This is a genomic window from Kribbella sp. CA-253562 (assembly GCF_050942265.1).
Classification (GTDB): Bacteria; Actinomycetota; Actinomycetes; order Propionibacteriales; family Kribbellaceae; genus Kribbella.
In genome coordinates this window covers 6,562,560-6,584,029 of sequence record NZ_CP192049.1, presented here as the reverse complement: position 1 = coordinate 6,584,029, position 21,470 = coordinate 6,562,560, and the positions used below count along the sequence as shown (strand labels likewise).

The following is a 21,470-nucleotide window of genomic DNA, read 5'->3' as shown; positions in this document are numbered from 1 at the left end:
TCACCGCTGGAGCTGGATAGCATTTCGCTACCCAGGTGTTCTGATCATCATGAGCACTCTCCAGCTTCCGGTCGCCATCGCGCGCCACAGGAAATCCCGGCCCCTGAGCCGCCGGGCCAGCTTCTGGACGGCGGCCGCCGTTGCGGCGGTCAGTCTGTGGACCAGCGCGGCGCCGACCACGACGTACCCGCTCTACGCCTCCACGTGGATGCTGTCACCGACCGCCACCACCGCGATCTTCGCGGTCTACCCGGTGGTCCTGGTGGTCTTCCTCCTCGTCTTCGGTCAGGTCTCGGACTACATCGGCCGCCGCGCGACCATGCTGTACGGCGTCGGCGCCATGCTGCTCGGAGTCCTGCTCTTCGCCGTCGCCCCGTCGGTCGGTTGGGTCTACGCCGGCCGCGCGCTGATGGGCGCCGGCGTCGGTCTCGCCCTGACGGCGGCCACCGCGGCAGCGGTCGAATTCAGCGCCGAGGGCCGCGCGTCCCGCGCCTCCTCGGTCGTCACCGCGTCGACCGCGGCCGGGCTGGCCTTGGCCACGATCGTCGGCGGCGGCCTGGTCCAGTACGCACCGCTCCCGCTGCACCTCGACTTCTGGGTGCTGCTCGGCGTGATCGTCGTCGTGCTCGGCTTCGTCTGGCGGCTGCCCCCGCACACCAGGGACGAGAGCCGCGGCAAGTGGCGCCCGCGCCCGATCGTCGTACCGAAAGGCATCCGAGTCCTGTACGCCGGTGCCGCCGCGGCCGTGACCACGGCCTACGCGTTCGGCTCGGTGTTCCTGGCGCTGGGAGCCGAGATCGCCCAGCAGTTGATCGGCACCGCGAACATCTTCACCATCGGCCTGATCCTGTCGATCACCTCGGTGATGATCGGCGTGACCGCGGTCCTGGCCCGGCGCTTCCCGCCCCGCCGGCTGGTCCTGATCGGGGCCGCCATCACGCTGGTCGGACTCGCCCTGCTCGAGTACTCGGCCCAGGCGCACTCCCTGCCGGTCTTCCTCGTCACCACCGGGCTGAGTGGCATCGCGTACGGCCTGCTGTTCTCCGGCGGTCTCGGCCTGATCAACGCACACGCCCCGGCTCACCACCGTGGCGGGACGATCTCCGCGGTCTACCTGGTCGCCTATGTCCTGCAGGGCGCCATCGCGCTGACCCTGGGTATCGTGGCGACGGCCTCGGGTCTGAGCACGGCGTTGCTGCTCGGCACGATCCTGATCGGTTCCCTCGGGCTGCTCGTGCTCACGGTCGTGGGCGTCGCCCCGGCGTTGCACAGGAGTTGAGATGACGCAGACGAAGGCCACCACCGAGCCGCACTGCTCGATCGCCCGAACGGTGAACATCGTCGGCGACCGCTGGGCCTTCCTGATCCTGCGCGAGGCGCATGTCGGCGCCACCCGGTTCGCCGAGTTCCGCGACGTGCTCGGCATCGCGCCGAACATCCTGACCAGCCGCCTGGCCACGCTGGTCGACGCGGGCATCCTGGAGAAGCGCGAGTACCGGGACGCCGGCGAGCGGGCCAGGTCGTCGTACCACCTGACGCGGGCCGGCCAGGACCTGAAGATCGTGCTGGCCGCGCTGCAGCAGTGGGGTGACGAGCACGTCCCGCCGGCCGACGGGCCGACCGTGCTCCGGCGCGACACCCGGACCGGCGAACTGGTCTCGGTCGGTTTCGTCGACCGGTCCGGTGCCGCCGTACCGGACGGCGAGGTCGTGTTCGAGCCGGTGCCGGGCGGCCGGGCTGATCGCCGTACCTGGCGGTGAAACGCCAGTGGCGGGCCGGTCGAACAGACCCGGCCCGCCACTGTGCTGTCAGGTGATCAGTTGACGGTCACGACCGTGCCCACCCCGTTCGGGTACTCGACGTACCCGGTGGAGCGCCGGTCGGTCGGGACACCGGCCCACGACGCGGTCACGGGGAACGGCGTGAAGGCCGCAGGTGCCTGGCCCGGCGTGACGCTGAGCGCCCGGCCCGAGTCGGCCGTCACGACGTTCGTCTGCATGCCGTACTCCGTGGTGGAGGCGCCAGGCGGGTTGCTGAGGGTGATGGTCAGCACGCCCCAGACACCCGGCGTCGGTGCTGCCACCGAGGCGGTGGCCTGGCTGGAGCCGTTGCCCTGGAAGGACAGCAGCTGCATCTGGCCGTTGACCACCTTGTAGAGCACCATCCAGATGCTGGCGTTCGGTTCGGTGGCCTTGACGTTCCACTGGATCGCCTTGGTGCTCGCGGTGGCGGTCACCGGGTAGTTCGGCAGCTCGGCGTCCGGCGTACCGGCCGCGACGGCACCCGGTACGGACGGCGCCGACACCATGCCGTAGCCCAGCAGCGGTGACCCGGCCTTGCCCGACGTGGCCTGGAAGGACACGCTGCCGGACGCGCCGGAGCCGGACACCTCGCTGGGAGCGAGCGTGGAGGTCGGTACGACGGCGATCGGGCTGCGGACCGAGGTGTTCGCGCCCTGCCAGGTCAGCCAGCCGCTGGTGGTCTGGTTGGAGGTGGCGGTGTCCTGGGTCAGCTGCACTGTGAAGGTCTTGGTCTGGCCGGCCTCGCTGAAGTTCAGGATGGACGGCGAGACGACGGCCTTCATGCCCGGCACCGAAACGGTGGCGCGGTACAGACCCGGCGTGACGGCCGTGACCCGGCGGGTGATGGTCTGCGTGCCGACCAGCTGGCCGACTGCGATCGACGGGGCGTTGTAGTCGCTGGGGTCGATCGCGGGAGCACCGGTGCCGGTGTTGACGCCGTTGCCCTCCAGGTAGCCGAGCCAGTCCGCGTCACCGGAGTCGTAGACCAGACCGGGGTCCAGCATCTTCGACGGCTGCACCTCACCGGCGCCACGGGCGTACGGGTTCGGGTCCAGCTTGCCGTCGGATCCCAGTACGTCGCTGGTGGTGGTCATCAGCGCCGACTTGACTGCCATCGGCGACCAGTCCGGGTGCTTGGCGAGGTAGAGCGCGGCCAGCCCGGCGATGTGCGGCGCCGCCATCGACGTACCGGAGTAGAAGGCGTAGCTCTGACCGCCGTTGGTCGGCGGCGCGACAGCGGCGAGCACGTTGACACCGGGGGCCGCCAGGTCGGGCTTCAGCAGGTCGCCGTGGCTCGACAGCGACGGGCCACGCGAGGAGAACTCGGCCATCTGCGGGTACGGCGTACTGACGCCACTCGTGTTGCCCGGCACGAGCTGTGCGGTGGCGTTGTCGGTGGCGGCGTACGCCTGGACCGTCAGGGAGTCCGGCGCGTCCAGGTGAACGGTCGGAACGGTGTGGGAGTCGCCCAGCGCGTCCTGGTGGAACAGGTTCAGCAGAACCATGCCGATGCCGCCGGCCCGCTTCACCTCGGCCGACTTGTCGACCCGGGCACCGACGCCGCGCTCGCAGACGACGATCTTGCCGGCGGTCTTGGCCGGGTCGAGCGTGTTCGGCAGGCAGTTCGTCGCGTCGTAGTCGGTGACGCCCGCGAGCTTGGCGCGCGGACCGTTCAGCAGGCCGACCGTGGCGCTCTGGCGGCCCAGGGTCGTGCTGACGCCGGCGAACTTCTGGCCGTTGCCCAGCACAACAGTTCCGGCGTACGGCGCGACCGTGCTGGCGCCGACCGTGGTCACCCACGGGGAGGTGTTGTCCAGCGTCGAGGGGTCCGGGCCTGAGTTGCCGCCGGCGGCGGATACGAAGATGCCGGCCGACGCGGCGGAAAGGAAGGCCAGCTGGACCGGGTCGACGTGCGACGACTCGAAGATCGAGCCGACCGAGTAGTTGATCACGTCGACGCCGTCGGCGACGGCCTGGTCGATCGCGGCCAGGATGTCGGAGGTGGCGCCGCCGGAGTTGACGCCGTCCTTGCCCTCCCACAGCGCCTTGTAGACGGCGATCTTGGCGGCCGGCGCGACGCCGGAGACGGTGCCGAAGTTGATCCCGCCCTCGGCCACGTCGATGCCGTACTTGCCGGCCGACGTGGTCGCGGTGTGAGTGCCGTGACCGTTGCCGTCGCGCGGCGACACGTAGTCCTCTCGGCCTTCCGGCGGCACCATGCTCAGCCACGCGTCACCGAAGTACCGGGCGCTGATCAGCTTGGTGTTGCACTGGTCGGCGGTGAAGTCCTCGCCGGTGGCGCACTGTCCGGTGAAGGTGCTGCCGTCGGCCTTGTGCATGATCGTGGTCGTGCCCGAGCGGTAGGGCCGGTACGGGTCGCCGGGGGTCGCCTTGGTGCCGAGCTTCGGTCCGGCCAGCGACGCGCTCTCCGGCCAGATCCCGGTGTCGATGATGCCGACCACGACGCCCTTGCCGGCGTCGGCCTGGCCGCCGAGCTTCTTCCAGACGCCCTGGCTGCCGGACAGCTTGAGGAAGTCGGCGGGCTTCTTGTCGTCCAGGGCCTTCCGGAGCTGGTCCGGGACCACCGAGACGACACCGGCGGTCTTGCTGAGCTGAGCGGCCTGCTGGCCGGTCAGGTCGGCGACGAACGCGTTCAGTGCGGTGGAGTAGTTCCGGGTGACCTTGGCGCCGACCTTCCCTGCGACTTGCTGGTGCCGCCCGGTCAAGTAGTTGCGGTAGCGCTGCCCGTCGGTGCTGCCGGTGTCCACCTTGCGGCCCTTGGCCGGCTTGGTGGCCTTCAGCCCGGCCACGCCGCCCTGGTACGTCGCGACCGGCTTCTCGGCCAGCGTGACGACGTACTTGCCCGGGACAAACGTAGGCAGCTTGGCTGCGAGCCCGGAGCTGGGTGGCGAGCCGGGTGGCGGCTCGGTCAGCGCCGCGTTACCGGCGGGTGCCGCGAAAGCGGTCAGGCTCAGGACGGCGGCCGCTGTGAGGGCGGTCCGTCGACGCAAGGACAGATGGTTCACTCAAGGCCTCCAAGGGTGCGGCTTGGTCGGCGAAGAGCTTCCCAGCTCGTCGGCGCGAACACACTGTTTTGGCTCGATCTAGCCAGTGACGGGAAACTGCCAGCGACGCGTCGGCTTCCGGACAGCGTCGGTTAGCCGACAGCCGCGGTGCCTTGACGGCGAGTTTCGGAGCTTCTCTACTTAATGGACCCGCCCCAGGAGGTCCACTCATGCGTGCACGGTTGCTGGCCGCCTTGCTGCTCGTCGTCGCCGGACTGGTCGCTGTCCCCTCTTCCGCCCAAGCCGCGAACCTGCTGACCAACCCCGGCTTCGAGAGCGGCTCGCTGACTGGCTGGACCTGCTCCGGCGGGTCGGTGGTGTCCAGCCCGGTCCGGACCGGGAGCCACGCGCTCAACGGAGCGGTGACCAGCTCCGACACCGCCCAGTGCAGCCAGACCGTTGCGGTGCAGCCCAGTACGGCGTACACGCTGTCGGCCTGGGTCCGTGGGTCCTACGTCTACCTGGGTGTGACGGGCGGCGCCTCGACCTGGACGCCGTCGGCCAGTAGCTACACGCAGCTCACCGTGTCCTTCACCACTTCGGCGTCGCAGACCTCGGCACAGATCTACCTGCACGGCTGGTACGGGCAACCGGCGTACCAGGCGGACGACGTGAACCTGGACGGTCCTGGCGGCAACCCGCCGACGCAGGGAGCGCCGAGTGTCCCCGGCGCTCCCTCGGTGACCAGCACGACCAACAGCTCGATCGGACTGAGCTGGGGGGCCTCCACCGGCACAGTGACCGGCTACCGGGTCTACGAGGGCTCCACGGTGGTCAAGACCGTCACCGGCACCAGTACGACGATCGACGGCCTCGGTGCCTGCACCAGTCACAGCTACTCGGTTGCCGCCTACAACAGCAACGGTGAGTCGGCGAAGTCGGCAGTGGCCTCGGCAACCACCTCGGGCTGCACGAACACCGGTCTGCCGAAGCATGCGCTGATCGGCTACCTGCACGCCAGCTTCGCCAACGGCTCGGGCTACGTCCGGATGGCCGACGTACCCGCGGCCTGGAACAGCATCAACCTGTCCTTCGGCGAACCGACGACGGCGACGTCGGGCGACATCCGGTTCAACCGCTGCCCGGCGGCGGAGTGCCCGAACGTCGAGAGCGACGCCGAGTTCCTGGCCGCGATCAAGGCCAAGCAGGCGGCCGGCAAGAAGGTCCTGATCTCGATCGGCGGTGCCAACGGTCAGGTCCAGCTGACCAGTACGGCGGCCCGCGACGCCTTCGTCAGCTCGGTCAGCGCGATCATCGACCGCTGGGGCCTGGACGGTCTGGACATCGACTTCGAAGGCCACTCGCTCTACCTCAACGCCGGTGACACCGACTTCCGCAACCCGACCACCCCGGTGATCGTGAACCTGATCTCGGCCCTGAAGACGCTCAAGGCCAAGTACGGCGCGGGCTTCGTCCTGACGATGGCCCCGGAGACGTTTTTCGTCCAGGTCGGCTACCAGCACTACGGCGGCTCGAGCGGCGGCGACAACCGGACCGGCTCGTACCTGCCGGTCATCCACGCCCTGCGCGACGCGCTCACCGTCCTGCACGTCCAGGACTACAACTCCGGCCCGGTGATGGGCCTCGACAACCAGTACCACACGATGGGCGGCGCCGACTTCCACATCGCGATGACCGACATGATCAAGGCCGGCTTCCCGGTCGCCAACACCGGCCACACCTTCCCCGGCCTGCGCCAGGACCAGATCGCCTTCGGCCTCCCCGCCGCCGTCAGCGCCGGCAACGGCTACACCGCCCCCGCAGCCGTCCACCAGGCCCTCGACTGCCTCGTCAAAGGCCAGAACTGCGGGGGCTACACCCTCCGCGGCGGCGCCAGCCCGTCGTTCCGGGGCTTGATGACCTGGTCGATCAACTGGGACAAGTACTACAACTGGGAATTCCAGAACAGCCACGCGCCGTACCTGGCGGCGCTGCCGTGATCAGCCCTTGAGGAGTTGCTCGCTCAAGTCCCAGAGGAGCTGGGCCGAGTCCGGGTCGACGGCGTGCGGTACGACGTCGGCGACCGGGATCGGTTCGGTGCCGAAGGCAATGGGTTTCGGTGCGGAGTCGTCGAGCGGGGAGACCTCGTTGTCTCTCAGGTAGACGCCGCCGATGTCCGCGAGCAACGGGCTGGTCGCCGCGAAGACGCTGGTCGCGGCGCCCTGCTGGGGCGTCTTCTGGCCGCGAGCGGGATCGATGATCGGGTGGCCGGAGTCGTCGATCAGGCCCATGGCGCGGAGCTGGTCGTCGGTGGCGGTGCCGAGGTTGGTGCCGACGATGATGCCGGGGTGTACGGCGTAGCCGCGGATGCCTTCGTCGGCGAAGCGACGGTCGAGTTCCACGGCGAACAGGACGTTGGCGGTCTTGGACTGGCCGTAGGCGAGCATCGGGTCGTAGCCGGTGTGGAAGTGCGGGTCGTCCCAGCGGATGCCGGACAGGCGGTGACCGCCGGAGGAGACGTTGACGACGCGAGCGCCGTGGGCGGCGCGCAGGGCGGGCAGGAGCGCCAGGGCGAGCTGAAAGTGGCCGAGGTGGTTGGTGGCGAACTGCGATTCGTAGCCGCGGGCGTCGCGGTGCAGCGGGGTCGCCATGATGCCGGCGTTGTTGATCAGGATGTGCAGCCGACGATCGAGGTGGCGGTCGGCGAAAGCGTCGATCGACGCGGGGTCGAGCAGATCGAGCGGCGCCACCTCGACGCGGTCGAGGCCGGACAGGGCTTCGGCAGCGCGGTCAGGACTGCGGGAGCCCACGACAACGCGGGCGCCGGCTTTCGAGAAAGCGCGGGTGGTTTCCAGGCCGATGCCGACGTGCCCGCCGGTCACGACGACATTCTTGCCGGACAGGTCGATGCCGGCGAGCACGTCGTCGGCCGTCGAGGCCGCGGTGAAGGGAGAGCCGATGGTTTCTGAGTCATGCCGCCACGCTAGGCACACTCGGCCGTACGCTGAATGGTTGTCAGTTCGGATTTCTTGCGCGAGAGTACGGAGATGGACCAGCTGTCACAGGTGTTCGACCTCGTCGAGGTGCGCGGGCTGGTCTCGGGTGGGTTCGCCGTCCGAGGGCCGTGGGTGTCGCGGGGGCCGATCGAGGAGCAGCTCAAGTTCATGGCGCTGGTGAGCGGGCGGGCCCGCCTGACCACGGACGGCGGCGACGCGGAGCTCGAGCCGGGCGACGTCGTGATTCTCAACCACCGGAAGTGGCTGCGGCTCGAAGGCGGCACCGGCGACGGACCGCGGCGCGAGATCGTCCCGGAGGAGAACGCCCGGCTGCTCGAAGCCGACCTCACCGCCGACGACATCGTGGTCGGCGGCCGGATCGACCTCAACCCGGCCGGTCAGGCGCTGCTGTTCCAGGCGCTTCCGCCGGTGGCCCACGTCCGGGCGACGGCGGCCGCCGCCAACCTGCGCGCCACGGTCTACCGGCTGTTCGACGAGGTCAGCGCCAACCGGATGGGCTCGACCTTCGCGATCCGCCAGCACGGCCAGCTTCTGCTGCTCGAAGTACTGCGCGCGTACGTCGACCAGACCGACCTCCCCGCGGGCTGGCTCCGGCTGCTGACCGACGAACGGCTCGAACCGGCGCTCAGCCTGATGCACGCCGAGCCGGGCAAGTCCTGGCACCTGGACGAGCTGGCCCGGATCGCGGCGATGTCGCGGACTTCGTTCGCCGAACGCTTCCGCCGCGTGGCCGGCGTGCCGCCGCTGACCTATCTCAACCAGTGGCGGATGCTGCTCGCGCAGCGGGCCCTGCGCGACGGCGACGCCCGGGTCGGCGAGCTGGCCAACGACCTCGGCTACGGGTCTGAAAGTGCCTTCAGTACGGCGTTCAAGCGTGCGGTCGGAGAGTCACCGCTGCGCTACCGGTACCGGGTGCGCTCTGAAACCGCTCCCGGAGTTGGCCGGGCGCTGGTATGAAGGAGCCATGACAGCGTCGACTTCCCGCCCGGTGATCATCACCGTGGACGACGATCCGGGGGTGTCCCGGTCGATTGCCCGCGATCTTCGCCGCCGGTACGGCGAGCAGCACCGGATCGTCCGGGCCGAGACCGGGCCGCAGGCGCTGGAGGCGTTGCGCGAGCTCAAGCTGCGCGGTGAGCCGGTCGCGCTGCTGCTGGCCGACTACCGGATGCCGCAGATGACCGGGATCGAGTTCCTGGAGCAGGCGATGGACCTGTTCCCGCTCGCCCGCCGGGTGCTGCTGACGGCGTACGCCGACACCGACGCCGCGATCCAGGCGATCAACGTGGTCGACCTCGATCACTACCTGCTCAAGCCGTGGAACCCGCCGGAGGAGAAGCTCTACCCGGTCGTCGACTCGATGCTCGAGCTGTGGCGCTCGACGCCGGAGCCGTCCACCGACGAGACCCGGGTGATCGGCCACCGCTGGTCCGCGCCGTCGTTCGCGGCCCGTGACTTCCTGGCCCGCAACGCCGTGCCCTACCGCTGGTACGGCGTGGACGACGACGAGAGCAAGCGGCTGCTCGAAGCCGCCGGTGTCGACGGCTCCACCCTGCCGGTCGTGATCACCCCGGACGGCACGGTCATGGTGGCGCCGACCGAGGCCGACCTGGCCGCGAAGGTCGGGCTGTCGACCGCGCCGGCGGAGAACTTCTACGACCTGGTCGTGGTCGGCGGCGGGCCCGCCGGCCTCGGCGCGGCCGTGTACGGCGCGAGCGAAGGCCTGCGGACCGTGCTGGTCGAGCAGTTGGCCACCGGCGGTCAGGCCGGCCAGTCGAGCCGGATCGAGAACTACCTGGGCTTTCCCGACGGAGTCTCCGGCGCCCAGCTGACCGACCGCGCCCGGCGGCAGGCGCAGCGCTTCGGTGCCGAGCTGCTGACCGCTCGTCAGGTGGTCGGGCTCGACACGCTCGGCTCCGCCCGGCGCCTCAAGTTCTCCGACGGCAGCGAGATCTCCGCCCACTCGGTGATCCTCGCGACCGGCGTCTCGTACCGGACGCTCCAGGCGCCGGGCGTCGACGAGCTGTGCGGCCGCGGCATCTACTACGGCTCGGCGACCACCGAGGGCCCGAGCTGTGCCGGCCAGGAGGTCTACATCATCGGCGGGGCGAACTCCGCCGGCCAGGCCGCGGTCTACTTCAGCAACCATGCCAAGCGCGTGCATATGCTGGTGAGAGGTCCGTCGCTCGAGGCGACCATGTCGTCGTACCTGATCAACCAGATCGACGCCATCGACAACATCGAGGTCCACACCTGTACGCAGGTGCTGTCCTGCAAGGGGTCGGAGCACCTGGAGCGGCTGACCCTGCAGAACAGCGCGACCGGCGAGACGCGGGAGGTGGACACGGAGTGGATGTTCGTGTTCATCGGCGCCGCACCTCGGACCGACTGGCTGCCGGGCGACCTGCTGCGCGACGACCGCGGCTTCGTGCTGACCGGTCCGGACCTGCGCGGCAAGCCGCCGGGCTGGTCGCTGGAGCGGGAGCCGTACCACCTGGAGACCTCGATGCCGGGCGTCTTCGCGGCCGGCGACGTCCGGGCCGAGTCGGTCAAACGGGTCGCGTCGGCGGTCGGCGACGGAGCCATGGCCGTGACCTTGGTGCACCGATACCTGGAGATGTTGTGAACGAGGAGACGGTCCGATGAGTGCCGCGGAGACCACGGAGCGCGAGCCGCAGCGGATCAGCATCGACGAGCTGCGCACGCTGTTCCTGTTCGAGAGCCTGACCGACGAGCAGCTCGGCTGGCTCGCGCGCGAGGGCACCGTCGAGTCGTACGAGGACGGCGTCGTTTTCACCGAGGGCGACGAGGCGGCCTGCTGCTACATCCTGCTGACCGGTGGGTTGCGGATGTGCAAGCTGTCGCACGGCGAAGAGGTGGAGATCAACCGGAGCACCCAGCGTGGTGTGTACGCCGGTGCGGTGACCGCGTTCCTCGGCGCCGACGAGCGCAAGTCGTACAACGCGACCATGCGGGTGCTCGAGCCGTCCACGTTCTTCGTGATCACCGCCGAGACGATGGCCACGATGATGAACCAGTGGTTCCCGATGGCGGTGCACCTGATCGACGGTTTCGTCCAGGGCATGCGGCGGACCAACGAGACGATGGGGGAGCGCGAGCGGCTGCTCGCCCTCGGTTCGCTGTCGGCCGGTCTGACCCACGAGCTGAACAACCCGGCCGCGGCCGCCGTCCGGGCCTCGGCGACGCTGCGGCAGCGGGTCGCCGGGATGCGCAGCAAGCTGGCGATGCTTGCCGACGGCACCCTTGACGCCACCAAGCTGCACCAGATCGTCGAGCTGCAGGAGGCCGCGGTCGAGCGGCTGGCCAAAACGGTCGGCAAGGAGGTCTCGCCGCTGGACCTGTCCGACGCCGAGGACACCCTGGCCGACTGGCTCGACGACCACGGCGTCCAGGCCAGCTGGGACGTCGCGCCGGTGCTGGCCGCGGCCGGCCTGGACGTGCCGTGGATGGAGGACGTGCTGACCGCGGTCGGACCGGCGTACCTGGAAGGCGCGGTGCGCTGGCTGATGTACACGATCGACACCGAGTCGCTGATGAACGAGATCGACGACTCGGTGACCCGGATCTCGACGCTGGTCGGCGCCGCCAAGCAGTACTCGCAGATCGACCGGGCGCCGTTCCAGGTGGTCGACCTGCGCGAGCTGATCAAGTCGACGCTGGTGATGATGTCGGGCAAGCTGCAGGGCATCGAGGTGGTCAAGGACTTCGACCCCGACCTGCCCGCGATCCCGGCGTACGCCGCGGAGCTGAACCAGGTCTGGACCAACATCATCGACAACGCCGTGAGCGCGATGGACGGCTCCGGCACGCTGACCCTGCGCACCCGCCGCGACGGCGCGTACGCCGTGGTCGAGATCGGCGACACCGGTCCCGGCATCCCGCCGGAGATCCGCCGCCGGATCTTCGAGCCGTTTTTCACCACCAAGCCGATCGGCGAAGGCACCGGCCTCGGCCTGGACATCTCCTGGCGGATCGTGGTCAAGAAGCACCACGGCGATCTGCGCGTCGAATCCGAGCCGGGCAACACCGTCTTCAAGATCGTCCTGCCGCTCGACCCGCAGCAGGAGATCGAGGCCCAAGCCGCGCTGATCTGACGGCGGGCGCCGGTACGTCGTACCGGCGCTCACCGCCGCGGTCGGCGGGCCTGTCGTACTGGCGTCCGCGGCTCACCCGCCGAGATCGGCGACGACGCCGAAGTGGTCGCTGCCGTGCACGCCGTCGACCGGCTGGGCGAGCAGGCGATCGCAGGACCGGATCCGCAGCGTCGGCCCGCGGTCGTCGCAGCGGACCATCAGGTAGTCGATCCGCCGGGGCGGGATCCGGGACCAGTCCGACTCGGCGACGATCAGCGGGTTCTCGATCGTGAACGTGTGGCCCGGATCGCCGGGGTGCGCGAACTCCCAGGCGTCCTGGTAGTTCACGCTGAGGCCGCCGAGCGACTGCCGACCGGTCCAGAACCGGATGCTGGCGGTCTCGGGCCGCGCGTCGAAGTCGCCGGCCAGCACGACGTGGAGGTCCGGCCGCCCGTCCACCGCGCGCTCGACCGCCCGGGCGGCGTCGACCGCCTGCAGTTCGCGTTCGCGCTCGTACGGGATCTGCCAGTTCGGCTTGTGGTGGGCCAGCAGGACCCGGCCGACGGGAGTGTCGAACTCGGCCAGCGTGCTGCGCCCGACGAAGTCCGTCGGATTGACGCGGTCGGTGACGAGGTGGTCGACCTCGTGAACGTCCTGCGGCTCCCACCGGGCGGCGATCGAGCAGCCGACTCCTTCGCGGGCCCGGCGGCCCTGGTGGATCACGTGGTACTCGTCGCCGAGCAGGTCCCGTACCTGGTCGTACTCGTCGTTGACCACGGTCTCCTGCAGGGCGATGAGGTCGGGCCGGAGCCGCTCGAACTCGGCGCGCAGGACGTCCCGCCGAGCCGGCCAGTCACCGTGTTTGCACCAGATGTTGAGCGTGGCAACCTTCAGTGTCGACGCCATGACACCTCCTCGCCGGACCGCGTACCCAGCGGCGGCGCGGTGAATCAGGCGACCTGGTCGGTGGGGCGGACGAGCAGTTCGTTGACCGCGACATGGCCGGGCTGCGTGACGGCGTACAGGACGGCGTTGGCGATGTCTTCGGGCCGAAGCGTGCGGACGGACGCGTAGAGCTGCTCGGCCATTGCCAGCATCGTGGGGTCCGTGACGTGGCTGGCGAGTTCGGTGTCGACCATGCCGGGTTCGATCAGCACGACGCGGACGCCTTGGGTGGTGACCTCCTGGCGAAGGGCTTCGGCGAAGGCGTTGACGCCGAACTTCGTGGCGGCGTAGGCGCCGCTGCCGGCCGAGGCGGACCGGCCCGCGGTCGAGGACGTCTGGACGAGCGTGCCCTTGCTTTCCAGCAGGTACGGCAGCGCGGCGTGGGCGACGTACATGCTGCCGAGCAGGTTGGTGTTCACCATGCGCGTCCAGTCCGCGGTGTCGGCGCCCTGGACCGGGCCGACGAGCATGACGCCGGCGTTGCTGACCACGACGTCGAGCCGGCCGAAGTGCTCGACGGTGGTGGCGACGGCGTCCCGGACGGACTGCTCGTCGGCGACGTCGAGTTTCACCGGCAGGATCTCGCCCGCGGCTCCCGCGGCGACGCGAGGCGCGAGTTCGGCCAGTCGATCGGTACGCCGTGCGCCCGCCGCGACGTGAGCTCCGGCGTTCGCCAACGCGACGGCGACCGCGGCGCCGATGCCCGACGACGCTCCGGTGACGAGCGCGACCTTGCCTTCCAGTGACTGCATGGGATTCCTCTCTCGAATCTAACCTGACCGGGTGGTCCGTTTAGCAACCGTAGCACTCAACCGGACCGGGTGGTCAACTTAGGTATGCTGGCGGGTGTGAACCCGAGCGAGGCAACCGACCGGCCGCTGCGGGCGGACGCCGTCCGGAGTCGCGCACTGCTGCTGTCTGCGGCCCGGGCGGTGTTCGCCGAGCGCGGGACCGAGGCGTCGGTGGCGGAGATCGCGCAGGCCGCGGGACTCGGCAAGGGCACCGTCTTCCGGCACTTCGCGAGCAAGGACGACCTGGTCGCGGCCATCGTCGACGAGATGGTCGACGACCTGATCGCGACCGCGGAGAAGCTGCTGACCGCCGACGACGCCGCGGCGGCGCTGCGCGAGTTCATGACCGCGGGCATCGACCTGCAGGTCCACAATCAGGCGTTCTGCGACGTCGCCGCGGGTGCGTCCGTACGGCGTCACCCGCTGGTGCGGGTCAAGATCGAGCGGCTCGACGCGGCGGTCGGCGCCCTGGTCGATCGGGCGCGCCGCGAGGGCGCCGTCCGCGACGACATCACCGGCCAGGACGTGATGTTGCTGCTCACCGGGGTTTACCAGACGGCGGCCCCGCTGCTCGCGGAGTCGCCGGAGCTCTGGCAACGGTACCTGGCGCTGACCTTCGACGGCCTGCAGCCCCAGGCGGCCAGACCGCTGCCGCAGGCCGCGCCGAAGGTCTAGCGCAGTGCAGTGCCGTGGGCGTGGCTGATGAGCGTGAGGTCGTCGCGGGTCGGCAGGGACTCCCAGTCGCCGTATGCGCCGACGCAGAAGGCACCTGACGTCGCGGCGCGGGTGAGGCGGGCTTCGGGGGACAGGTCGTCGAGAGTGGCGGAGAGGTAGCCCGAGACGAAGGCGTCGCCGGCTCCGATGCTGTCGACGACGGTGACCTGGAGGGCCGGCTGGTGCAGGCTGCCGGCGCTGGAATGCGACCAGGCGCCCTTGCCGCCGGCGGTGACGACGACCTCCTCGACCCCGCTGCCGAGCAGAGCGGCGACCGGATCGGTGGCGTCGGTGAGCAGGTCGAGTTCGTCCTCGGAGGCGAAAACCGTCCGCACCTGCGGAAGAAGTTGCCGCAGGCAATCAGCTGCAGCCGATCGGGACCAGAGGCGGCCGCGGTAGTTGACGTCCAGCGACACCCGTACGCCGATCCCGGCGGCGGCCTCGGCGGCCGCGATCGTGGCGGCGCGAGCGGTGTCGGACAGCGCTGGCGTGATGCCGGTGAGGTGCAGAAGTTTGGGGCCGGCGGCGGCAATCGCGGCCGTGCACTCGGCCGGCGTCAGCGTCGATCCCGCCGAGCCGCGCCGGTGGTAGCTGACTCGCGTGATGTCGTGCGCCGGCTGGTCGAACGCGATGAACCCGGTGAAGTCGGTGTCGGAGAATCGCACGTACGACGTGTCGACGCCCTCGGCGCGCAGAGTCCGCTGGATCAGCCGTCCCGGCTCGTCGTTGCCGACAGCACCGATCCACGCGGCCTGATGACCCAGTCGGGCGAGCCCGATCGCGACGTTGCTCTCCGAGCCGGCGACGGACAGGTGGGCTTCACCGCCGAGGCGCAGCGCGGCCTTCGTCCGGATCGAGACCATCGCCTCGCCGAGCGTCAACACCTCCGGCCCGCCGGCGTCCGACTGGTCAGGCATCGGCCACCGCCTGGAGGAAGTCCTTCGCGCGCGCGGCCAAGGCTTCTTGCGAGCCTCCGGTGCCGGCGTCGCCGAGCAGGGGAGAACCGACGCCGACGGCCAGCGCTCCCGCGGCCAGGTACTCGGGGGTGACAGCCGCGTCGACGCCGCCGACCGCGATCAGCGGAGCGTTCGGCAGCGGAGCGCGCAGTTCGCGGAAGTAGCTGGGCCCGTAGACCTTCGCGGGGAAGATCTTCACCGCCAGCGCGCCCAGGTCGAGCGCCGCGACGACCTCGGTCGGGGTGAGGGCGCCGCACAGCAGCGGCAGTCCGAGCTCGACGCTGCGGTGAGCGCCGCGCGTGATCGCCGGGGTGACGGTGAAGGTCGCGCGGGCGGCGGCGACCTCGTCGGCTTGTTCGGGCGTGATGACGGTGCCGGCGCCGATCAGAATCGAGGGGTCGAACTCCGACCGCGCCTTGGCGATCGCCTCGGTCGCGCCGGGCGTGGTCAGGGAGACCTCGAGCGCGGTGATCCCGGCGCCGACCAGCGTCCGGATGCACGCCAGGGCGCGGTCCGGCCCGTCCGCGCGAATGATCGCGAGCACCTTGCGACGGCTCAGTTCGGTCAGCAGCTCCATGATTCCTCCACGCTCGAAACGCTAGTCGATCCGGTGCAGGGTCTTGCAGTTGTCAGATAACTGGAGAAAAGTTACCTGAGTAGGCATCCGCCCCGTTGTTCACTTTCCGTTTGCTCTCGGAAGGCAGGACCTCATGCCCAAATCCCTCCGCCTGCTCGCGATCGCGCTGCTGCTGCAAGCGGCCACGATCATCCCGCCGGCCACCGCAACACCGGCCCTGGCGAACCGTCACTTCGTCACCAACCCGACGGCCGCGACCGGTCAACCGGCAGCGACCAATCAACCCGCCGCGATCACGCAGACCGTGCTCTTCGACAAAGGCGGAGCCGGCTACGGCTGCTACCGGATCCCCGCCATCGTCCGGACCAAGGCCGGGACCCTGCTCGCGTTCGCCGAAGCCCGGCGTACCTGGTGTGGCGACTCCCAGGAGATCGACCTGGTGATGCGCCGGTCCACCGACAACGGCCGGACCTGGTCGCCGCAGAAGATCGTGCTGTCCGGCACCGACACCGACCCGAACGCCGTCGCGACCCGCGGCAACCCGACGCCGATCGTCGACCACGAGACCGGCCGGATCGTGCTGCTCACGACGATGGACCCCGGCACCGGGACCGATCGCCCGCGGACGCCGTACGTGCAGTTCAGTGACGACGACGGGCTGACGTTCAGCAAGGCGCGCAACCTCGGCGGCCAGATCGACGACCCGGCCTGGGGCTGGTACGCGACCGGACCGGTGCACGGCATCCAACTGACCCGCGGCGCGCACAAGGGCCGGCTGGTGGCCGGGACGAACTACGACGTCGGCGGCAAGCACGCCGGGCAGCTCGTCTACAGCGACGACCACGGCGAGACCTGGCACAAGGGCGCGACCGATCTGCGGTCCGACGCGCTGGTCCCGCAGGAGATCAGCGTGGTCGAGAGAGTTGACGGCAGCATCTATGCCGGTGCCCGCAACAACGGCGGCAGCGCGGGCAACAACCGGGCTTTCGCGGTCAGCAACGACGGCGGGCAGACCTACGTCGCGCCGTACGCGTCGATTCCCGAGCTGACCACACCGACTGTCCAGGGCTCGCTCCTCCGGTTGCGCGCGACCGACCAAGGCGCGAAGTACAACCGCATCCTCTTCGCCGCCCCGGCCGATCCGGAGCGGCGGCGCTACCTGACCATCCGGTCGACCTTCGACGAGGGGAAGACCTGGCAGACCGTTGCCCAGGGCACTCGAATCACCAGCGACTGGTCCGGATACTCCGACCTGACCGTGCTCGGCACCGGAGAGATCGGTCTGCTGTACGAGGGCGGCGCGGTCGACGCCCGCGACCAGATCCGGTTCGCGCGGTTCACCGAGACCGACATCGGTCACCCGGACGGCGCGATCGGTCCGACCACTCCAGACGTGTCCGGGCTCGGCAATCACAGCTACCTGCGCGGCGGTACGACGGCCGTCACCGGCAAGTTCGGTCAGGCCCGCGACCTCGACGGCACCGACGACGCGATCCAGCTCCCGTACGCCGAATCGCTGGCGCTCGGCGCCGGCGACTTCACCGTGATGAGCTGGATCAGGTACGGCGCGAGCACGGCGCCGCAGGCCATCTTCTGGGGCTACGGGATGAACGAGTTCTCCCAGTTCTGGCTGCGCGCGGAGCCGGCCGACCAACGCATCCGCGGCCTGATCACCACCAACGGCAGCACCGCGGCGGTCGCCTCCACCAGGGCGTACAACGACAACGCCTGGCACCACGTCGCCCTGCAGCGCAGAGCCGGGACGCTGTCGCTGTGGGTCGACGGCACACAGGTGGGATCGGTCGCCGCGCCGGCCGGATCGATCAGCCCCGCCCGCCCGTTCAGGATGTACGTCGGCCAGCGGCTCGACGGACTGCACCACTTCGATGGCGCGCTCGACGAGGTCCGTGTCTACCGGCGTGCGCTCACGGCCGCCGAGCTGACCAGCATCCGCACGACCAACTCCACCGCCGTACCGAACGCCGTACTCGACCTGCCGCTCGGCTGACATCAGACTGGCCTGGCGGACACGACCAGCCGCCAGGTCAGCCGTCCGCTGTCCGGCACGACCGCCGCGTCGTCGGGTCCGGCCTCGGCCAGGTCGAAGACCCGGCCGAGCATCGGTTCCACGCCCAGACTCCGGTACGGCGCTCCTTCGGGGAAGCCCTCCAGGTTCCGCCACAGCGCCGTCGAAACAGGTTGCCCCGGACAACTCAAGTCGAAGGTCAGCTCCAGCCCTCGATCCCGGACCGACGCTGTCGGAGAGTCGAGAATCGCCCCGACGGCGCTGCCGTCGGAGGGGCCGAAGGTCCCGAGGTGGATGCCGCCCGGCGCGGGCCACCTGCCTTCCACCCACGGGGCATCGGGCCAGGGGGTGCCGAGCAGGGGAGCTGCCTCGGGATAGAGCCGGCAAACAGTCCCGTGCGGAACGTTGACCGAAGCACCCACCGCACAGTCGAGCAGCGCATGCGCGGCCCACACGAACCGATAGCCCGGGGGAGCGGTGAGCTCGTAGTCGGCCCAGACCACACCGGTGTCGGCACGCGGGACAGCGGCGTCCGGGCGAGTGCCACCGTTCATCCGTCGCCGCAGCACCACGCCGTCCCACCGAACCGTGTCCCACTCGCTGTCGTCGGTCCACACCTGATTCCACAGACCGCCGTGATCAGGAGTCCCTCGGACCGTCGGAAAGCACTCGTCGAGTCCACCGGCGTCGGTGAACACCGCATGCCCGGTCCGCGGCCCCGACACGAGCCCGGGCCCGGCCCACAGCCACTCGCGGCCGCCCAGCCGCAACGACGTCCACCGCCCACCGTCGCCGAGGTCGACGCCGACTGTCGCGCTCACCATTCCGCGAACGAACCGTCGTCATGCGTCCACGACGGATTGCGCCAGGCGTGCCCCTTCTGATCGGCAGCCCGGACGGCGGCTTCGTCCACCGTGATGCCGAGCCCCGGCAGGGGATTCCACTCCGCGTGCCCGTCGACCCAGGTGAACGGCGCCGGATCCACGACGTACGCCGTGAGGTCGCTCGCGACGTTGTAGTGGATCCCGCGGCTCTGCTCCTGGATCAGGAAGTTCGGCGTCGCGAACGAGACCTGCAGCGAAGCGGCCAGCGAGATCGGTCCGAGCGGGCAGTGCGGCGCGAACAGCGCGCCGTGCGTTTCGGCCAGCGAAGCGATCCGCCGCAACTCGGAGATCCCGCCCGCATGGGACACGTCCGGCTGGACGACGGCGACTCCGGCATCCAGCGCCGGCAGGAACTCCGAGCGGCTGTAGAGCCGTTCTCCCAGGGCGATCGGCACGGTCGTGCCGTCCACGATCGACGGCAGGTGACGCAGGTGCTCCGGCAGCACCGGCTCCTCGACGAAGAGCGGATGCTGGTCCTCGACCGCGCGGAGAATCCGGCGAGCGCCTGCGACCCCGACCCGGCCGTGCAGGTCGATCGCGACGTCCAGCTCGTCGCCGAGCGCCGAGCGCGCCGCGGCCAGCCGGTCGACGATCGCGGCGATCTCCGCCCGGGACGGCGACGGCTGGATCCGCCCGCTGGCGTTCATCTTCACGGCCGTCATCCCGGCCGCCACCTGCTCGGCGACCTGGTCCGCGATCTCGGCCGGTTCGTCGCCGCCGACCCACGCGTAGACCCGCGCCCGGTCCCGGACCCGGCCGCCGAGCAGCGACGACACCGGAGCGTCGTACACCTTGCCGGCGATGTCCCACAGCGCGTGGTCGAGCCCGGCGACGGCGCTGCTCAGCACCGGGCCGCCGCGGTAGAACCCGCCCTTGCTGAGGATCTGCCAGTGCCGCTCGATCTGCAGCGGGTCCTGGCCGATCAGGTACTCCGACAGGACGTCGATCGCCGTCCGCACCACCTCGGCGCGGCCCTCGACCACCGGCTCTCCCCAGCCGACGACCCCGTCGCTGGTCTCGATCCGGCAGAACAACCATCGGGGCGGGACCAGGAACGTCTCGATCCGTTCGATCTTCACCGGCGGCCCCGCGCCTTCGACGTCCGTACGCCGGTACTGCGCACGTCCGACAGGTCTTCGGCCGCCTTGGCCAGCAACTCCCGCATCGCCAGTTCGGCGCCTTCGGGATCACCGGCCCGCACCGCCTCGACCACGCGCTGGTGGCTGGGCACCGGGTCGTCGGACGGTTTCGCCTTGTGCACCAGCCGATCGCGCCCGGCCAGGCCGGTCTCCATGATGACCTCCATCTTGGTCAGGAGCTCGTTGCCGGTCGCGGCCAGCAAGGCCTTGTGGAACGCGAGGTCGGCGTGGGCCGCGGCCAGGTCGTCGGTCGCCGAGGCCATCGCCGCCAGTGCCGTGTCCAGCGCGGCCAGGTCGGACTCCGCGGCCCGGATCGCGGCCAGCCGGGCAGCGGCCGGTTCGACGATGCCGCGCACCTCGTGCAGTTCCTCGAGCAGCTCGGGCCGCACGTCGTCGTCGAAGTGCCAGCGGATCATGTCCGCGTCGAGCAGGTTCCAGTCCGACCGCGGCCGGACGAACGTGCCGCGCTTCTGCCGGGCGTCGACCAGTCCCTTGGCGGTCAGCACCTTCAGCGCCTCCCGGACGGCGGTCAGGCTGACGCCGAGATCGGCCTGCAGGTCGGGCACGTTGATCGTCGCGCCCTCGGGGATCTGCCCCGACAGGATGCGCTGGGCCATCACCTCGACGATCTGCCCGTGCAGACCGCGCGACGTCCCTCGTTGAATCCCCGTCACGTCGCTCTCCCCATCACTGTGCTGCCCGTCGCTGTCCGGTCCGCCGCGATCCAGCGTGCCGCGGCCCTGTCCCGTGTTCTTGTACCCGTGCGGATCCCGCTCACCGCCGTCACGCCGAGTCCTTGACCGCGGACCAGCCGCCGTCGACGGCCAGTGTCGCCGCGGTCACGAACGACGCCTGCTCCGACAGCAGGAAGGCGACCGCGGCCGCGACCTCGTCGGGCCGGCCGAGCCGCCCGACGGCGGTCGCCCGCGCGCTCTGTTCCTTGCCCTCGGCACTGACCCGGTCCCAGGCCGCGGTGTCGACCGGGCCCGGCAGCACAGTGTTCACCCGGATTGAGCCGCCGTACTCAACCGCCAGCTGGCGACCGAGCGAGACCAGGGCGCCTTTGGTCGCGGCGTACGCCGGATGGCCGGGGATGCCGGCGAGCGCGTGCACCGACGACACCAGCACCACTGATCCGCGGGCGGCCGCCAGGTCGTCGTACAGGGTCTTGAAGGCGAGGAACGCGGCGGTGAGGTTGACGTCGAGCTGTCGCTGCCAGGAGGCCGGGGTGAGTTCGTGGGCCGGCCGTACGTCGACGGTGTACGCGTTGCTGACCAGGCCACTGATCGGGCCGAGCTCGTCGCGTCCGCGGGACAGCACCTCGGCCCACGTGTCGGGGGAGGAGACGTCACCCAGTACGGCGATCGCGCGGCCCGGGATCTCCTTGCAGGGCTGGATGTCCACCTGGACGACGGCGTCGCCGTCGGCGAGCAGCCGCTCGGTGCACGCCGCACCGATCCCGGTGGCGGCACCGGTCACCACGATCACGCGCACGCAGCTGTCCCCTTCCAACGATGAAC

Annotated in this window: 18 protein-coding genes; 8 read left to right on the top strand and 10 right to left on the bottom strand. The window is 70.3% G+C overall.

The features are described 5' to 3' along the window. Positions 1 to 49 precede the first annotated feature (49 nt). Both ACQPXM_RS30955 and ACQPXM_RS30950 read left to right on the top strand, forming a co-directional pair. The gene (locus ACQPXM_RS30955; RefSeq protein ID WP_432940135.1) at positions 50 to 1,279 is read left to right on the top strand and encodes an MFS transporter; all 1,230 of its coding nucleotides are present in this window, start codon (positions 50 to 52) and stop codon (positions 1,277 to 1,279) included. A 1-nt stretch (position 1,280) separates the two neighbouring features. Beyond that, the gene (locus ACQPXM_RS30950; protein WP_432940134.1) at positions 1,281 to 1,760 is read left to right on the top strand and encodes a winged helix-turn-helix transcriptional regulator; all 480 of its coding nucleotides are present in this window, start codon (positions 1,281 to 1,283) and stop codon (positions 1,758 to 1,760) included. Between the two features lie 56 nt (positions 1,761 to 1,816). Here ACQPXM_RS30950 and ACQPXM_RS30945 read toward each other — a convergent pair whose 3' ends face one another. Next, complete coding sequence (locus ACQPXM_RS30945) at positions 1,817 to 4,813, bottom strand: S8 family peptidase (RefSeq protein WP_432940132.1); 2,997 nt, start codon at positions 4,811 to 4,813, stop codon at positions 1,817 to 1,819. A gap of 224 nt (positions 4,814 to 5,037) precedes the next feature. Between ACQPXM_RS30945 and ACQPXM_RS30940 the strand changes: the two genes are divergently transcribed. Further along, positions 5,038 to 6,807: a chitinase gene (locus ACQPXM_RS30940; RefSeq protein ID WP_432940131.1), complete on the top strand. Its 1,770-nt coding sequence runs from the start codon at positions 5,038 to 5,040 to the stop codon at positions 6,805 to 6,807. Here ACQPXM_RS30940 and ACQPXM_RS30935 read toward each other — a convergent pair whose 3' ends face one another. Further along, complete coding sequence (locus ACQPXM_RS30935) at positions 6,808 to 7,728, bottom strand: SDR family NAD(P)-dependent oxidoreductase (RefSeq protein ID WP_432940129.1); 921 nt, start codon at positions 7,726 to 7,728, stop codon at positions 6,808 to 6,810. Positions 7,729 to 7,854: 126 nt separating this feature from the next. On the opposite strand from ACQPXM_RS30935, the gene ACQPXM_RS30930 reads away from it, so the two are divergent. The 3 genes from ACQPXM_RS30930 to ACQPXM_RS30920 are packed head-to-tail and all read left to right on the top strand — an operon-like array spanning position 7,855 to position 11,939. Beyond that, positions 7,855 to 8,781 (top strand): AraC family transcriptional regulator, encoded by a 927-nt coding sequence (locus ACQPXM_RS30930; protein WP_432940127.1) that lies wholly within the window; start codon positions 7,855 to 7,857, stop codon positions 8,779 to 8,781. 7 nt (positions 8,782 to 8,788) lie between these two features. Continuing rightward, entirely contained in the window at positions 8,789 to 10,450 is a 1,662-nt protein-coding gene (locus tag ACQPXM_RS30925; RefSeq protein WP_432940124.1) for an FAD-dependent oxidoreductase, read from the top strand. A 16-nt stretch (positions 10,451 to 10,466) separates the two neighbouring features. Further along, positions 10,467 to 11,939, top strand: coding sequence for an ATP-binding protein (locus ACQPXM_RS30920; RefSeq protein WP_432940122.1), 1,473 nt, complete (start codon positions 10,467 to 10,469; stop codon positions 11,937 to 11,939). 72 nt (positions 11,940 to 12,011) lie between these two features. Here ACQPXM_RS30920 and ACQPXM_RS30915 read toward each other — a convergent pair whose 3' ends face one another. Further along, positions 12,012 to 12,824 carry an endonuclease/exonuclease/phosphatase family protein gene (locus ACQPXM_RS30915; protein ID WP_432940121.1) on the bottom strand — a complete coding sequence of 271 codons (813 nt, stop codon included), beginning with the start codon at positions 12,822 to 12,824 and terminating at the stop codon, positions 12,012 to 12,014. A 44-nt stretch (positions 12,825 to 12,868) separates the two neighbouring features. Then, complete coding sequence (locus ACQPXM_RS30910; protein WP_432940120.1) at positions 12,869 to 13,615, bottom strand: SDR family NAD(P)-dependent oxidoreductase; 747 nt, start codon at positions 13,613 to 13,615, stop codon at positions 12,869 to 12,871. 96 nt (positions 13,616 to 13,711) lie between these two features. Between ACQPXM_RS30910 and ACQPXM_RS30905 the strand changes: the two genes are divergently transcribed. Beyond that, on the top strand, positions 13,712 to 14,329 hold the full coding sequence (locus ACQPXM_RS30905; protein ID WP_432940118.1) for a TetR/AcrR family transcriptional regulator: 618 nt from the start codon (positions 13,712 to 13,714) through the stop codon (positions 14,327 to 14,329). Here ACQPXM_RS30905 and ACQPXM_RS30900 read toward each other — a convergent pair. Both ACQPXM_RS30900 and ACQPXM_RS30895 read right to left on the bottom strand, forming a co-directional pair. After that, positions 14,326 to 15,285: a sugar kinase gene (locus ACQPXM_RS30900; RefSeq protein WP_432940116.1), complete on the bottom strand. Its 960-nt coding sequence runs from the start codon at positions 15,283 to 15,285 to the stop codon at positions 14,326 to 14,328. The two genes, ACQPXM_RS30905 and ACQPXM_RS30900, sit on opposite strands and share 4 nt — an antisense overlap. Then, complete coding sequence (locus tag ACQPXM_RS30895; RefSeq protein WP_432940115.1) at positions 15,278 to 15,901, bottom strand: bifunctional 4-hydroxy-2-oxoglutarate aldolase/2-dehydro-3-deoxy-phosphogluconate aldolase; 624 nt, start codon at positions 15,899 to 15,901, stop codon at positions 15,278 to 15,280. Before ACQPXM_RS30895 ends, ACQPXM_RS30900 begins: the two co-directional genes overlap by 8 nt. Before the next feature lie 133 nt (positions 15,902 to 16,034). Between ACQPXM_RS30895 and ACQPXM_RS30890 the strand changes: the two genes are divergently transcribed. Continuing rightward, positions 16,035 to 17,909, top strand: a complete 1,875-nt coding sequence (locus tag ACQPXM_RS30890; RefSeq protein WP_432940113.1) for an exo-alpha-sialidase — start codon at positions 16,035 to 16,037, stop codon at positions 17,907 to 17,909. Between the two features lie 2 nt (positions 17,910 to 17,911). Here the strand turns inward: ACQPXM_RS30890 and ACQPXM_RS30885 are convergent, their stop codons facing one another. The 4 genes from ACQPXM_RS30885 to ACQPXM_RS30870 form a co-directional block, all read right to left on the bottom strand. Next, complete coding sequence (locus ACQPXM_RS30885) at positions 17,912 to 18,751, bottom strand: hypothetical protein (RefSeq protein WP_432940111.1); 840 nt, start codon at positions 18,749 to 18,751, stop codon at positions 17,912 to 17,914. Beyond that, the gene (gene dgoD / locus ACQPXM_RS30880; protein ID WP_432940109.1) at positions 18,745 to 19,890 is read right to left on the bottom strand and encodes a galactonate dehydratase; all 1,146 of its coding nucleotides are present in this window, start codon (positions 19,888 to 19,890) and stop codon (positions 18,745 to 18,747) included. Before dgoD ends, ACQPXM_RS30885 begins: the two co-directional genes overlap by 7 nt. After that, entirely contained in the window at positions 19,887 to 20,624 is a 738-nt protein-coding gene (locus tag ACQPXM_RS30875) for a FadR/GntR family transcriptional regulator (protein WP_432940107.1), read from the bottom strand. The genes dgoD and ACQPXM_RS30875 overlap by 4 nt, the downstream gene beginning before the upstream one ends. A 109-nt stretch (positions 20,625 to 20,733) precedes the next feature. Further along, complete coding sequence (locus ACQPXM_RS30870) at positions 20,734 to 21,444, bottom strand: SDR family NAD(P)-dependent oxidoreductase (RefSeq protein WP_432940105.1); 711 nt, start codon at positions 21,442 to 21,444, stop codon at positions 20,734 to 20,736. Positions 21,445 to 21,470 lie beyond the last annotated feature (26 nt).

Coding starts and splice junctions, on each gene's coding strand:
- ACQPXM_RS30895 (WP_432940115.1), bottom strand. CDS start 15,901: ATGGAGCTGCTGACCGAACTGAGCCGTCGCAAGGTGCTCGCGATCATT.
- ACQPXM_RS30915 (WP_432940121.1), bottom strand. CDS start 12,824: ATGGCGTCGACACTGAAGGTTGCCACGCTCAACATCTGGTGCAAACAC.
- ACQPXM_RS30885 (WP_432940111.1), bottom strand. CDS start 18,751: ATGGTGAGCGCGACAGTCGGCGTCGACCTCGGCGACGGTGGGCGGTGG.
- ACQPXM_RS30950 (WP_432940134.1), top strand. CDS start 1,281: ATGACGCAGACGAAGGCCACCACCGAGCCGCACTGCTCGATCGCCCGA.
- ACQPXM_RS30890 (WP_432940113.1), top strand. CDS start 16,035: ATGCCCAAATCCCTCCGCCTGCTCGCGATCGCGCTGCTGCTGCAAGCG.
- ACQPXM_RS30920 (WP_432940122.1), top strand. CDS start 10,467: ATGAGTGCCGCGGAGACCACGGAGCGCGAGCCGCAGCGGATCAGCATC.
- ACQPXM_RS30910 (WP_432940120.1), bottom strand. CDS start 13,615: ATGCAGTCACTGGAAGGCAAGGTCGCGCTCGTCACCGGAGCGTCGTCG.
- ACQPXM_RS30925 (WP_432940124.1), top strand. CDS start 8,789: ATGACAGCGTCGACTTCCCGCCCGGTGATCATCACCGTGGACGACGAT.
- ACQPXM_RS30955 (WP_432940135.1), top strand. CDS start 50: ATGAGCACTCTCCAGCTTCCGGTCGCCATCGCGCGCCACAGGAAATCC.
- ACQPXM_RS30900 (WP_432940116.1), bottom strand. CDS start 15,285: ATGCCTGACCAGTCGGACGCCGGCGGGCCGGAGGTGTTGACGCTCGGC.
- ACQPXM_RS30940 (WP_432940131.1), top strand. CDS start 5,038: ATGCGTGCACGGTTGCTGGCCGCCTTGCTGCTCGTCGTCGCCGGACTG.
- ACQPXM_RS30930 (WP_432940127.1), top strand. CDS start 7,855: ATGGACCAGCTGTCACAGGTGTTCGACCTCGTCGAGGTGCGCGGGCTG.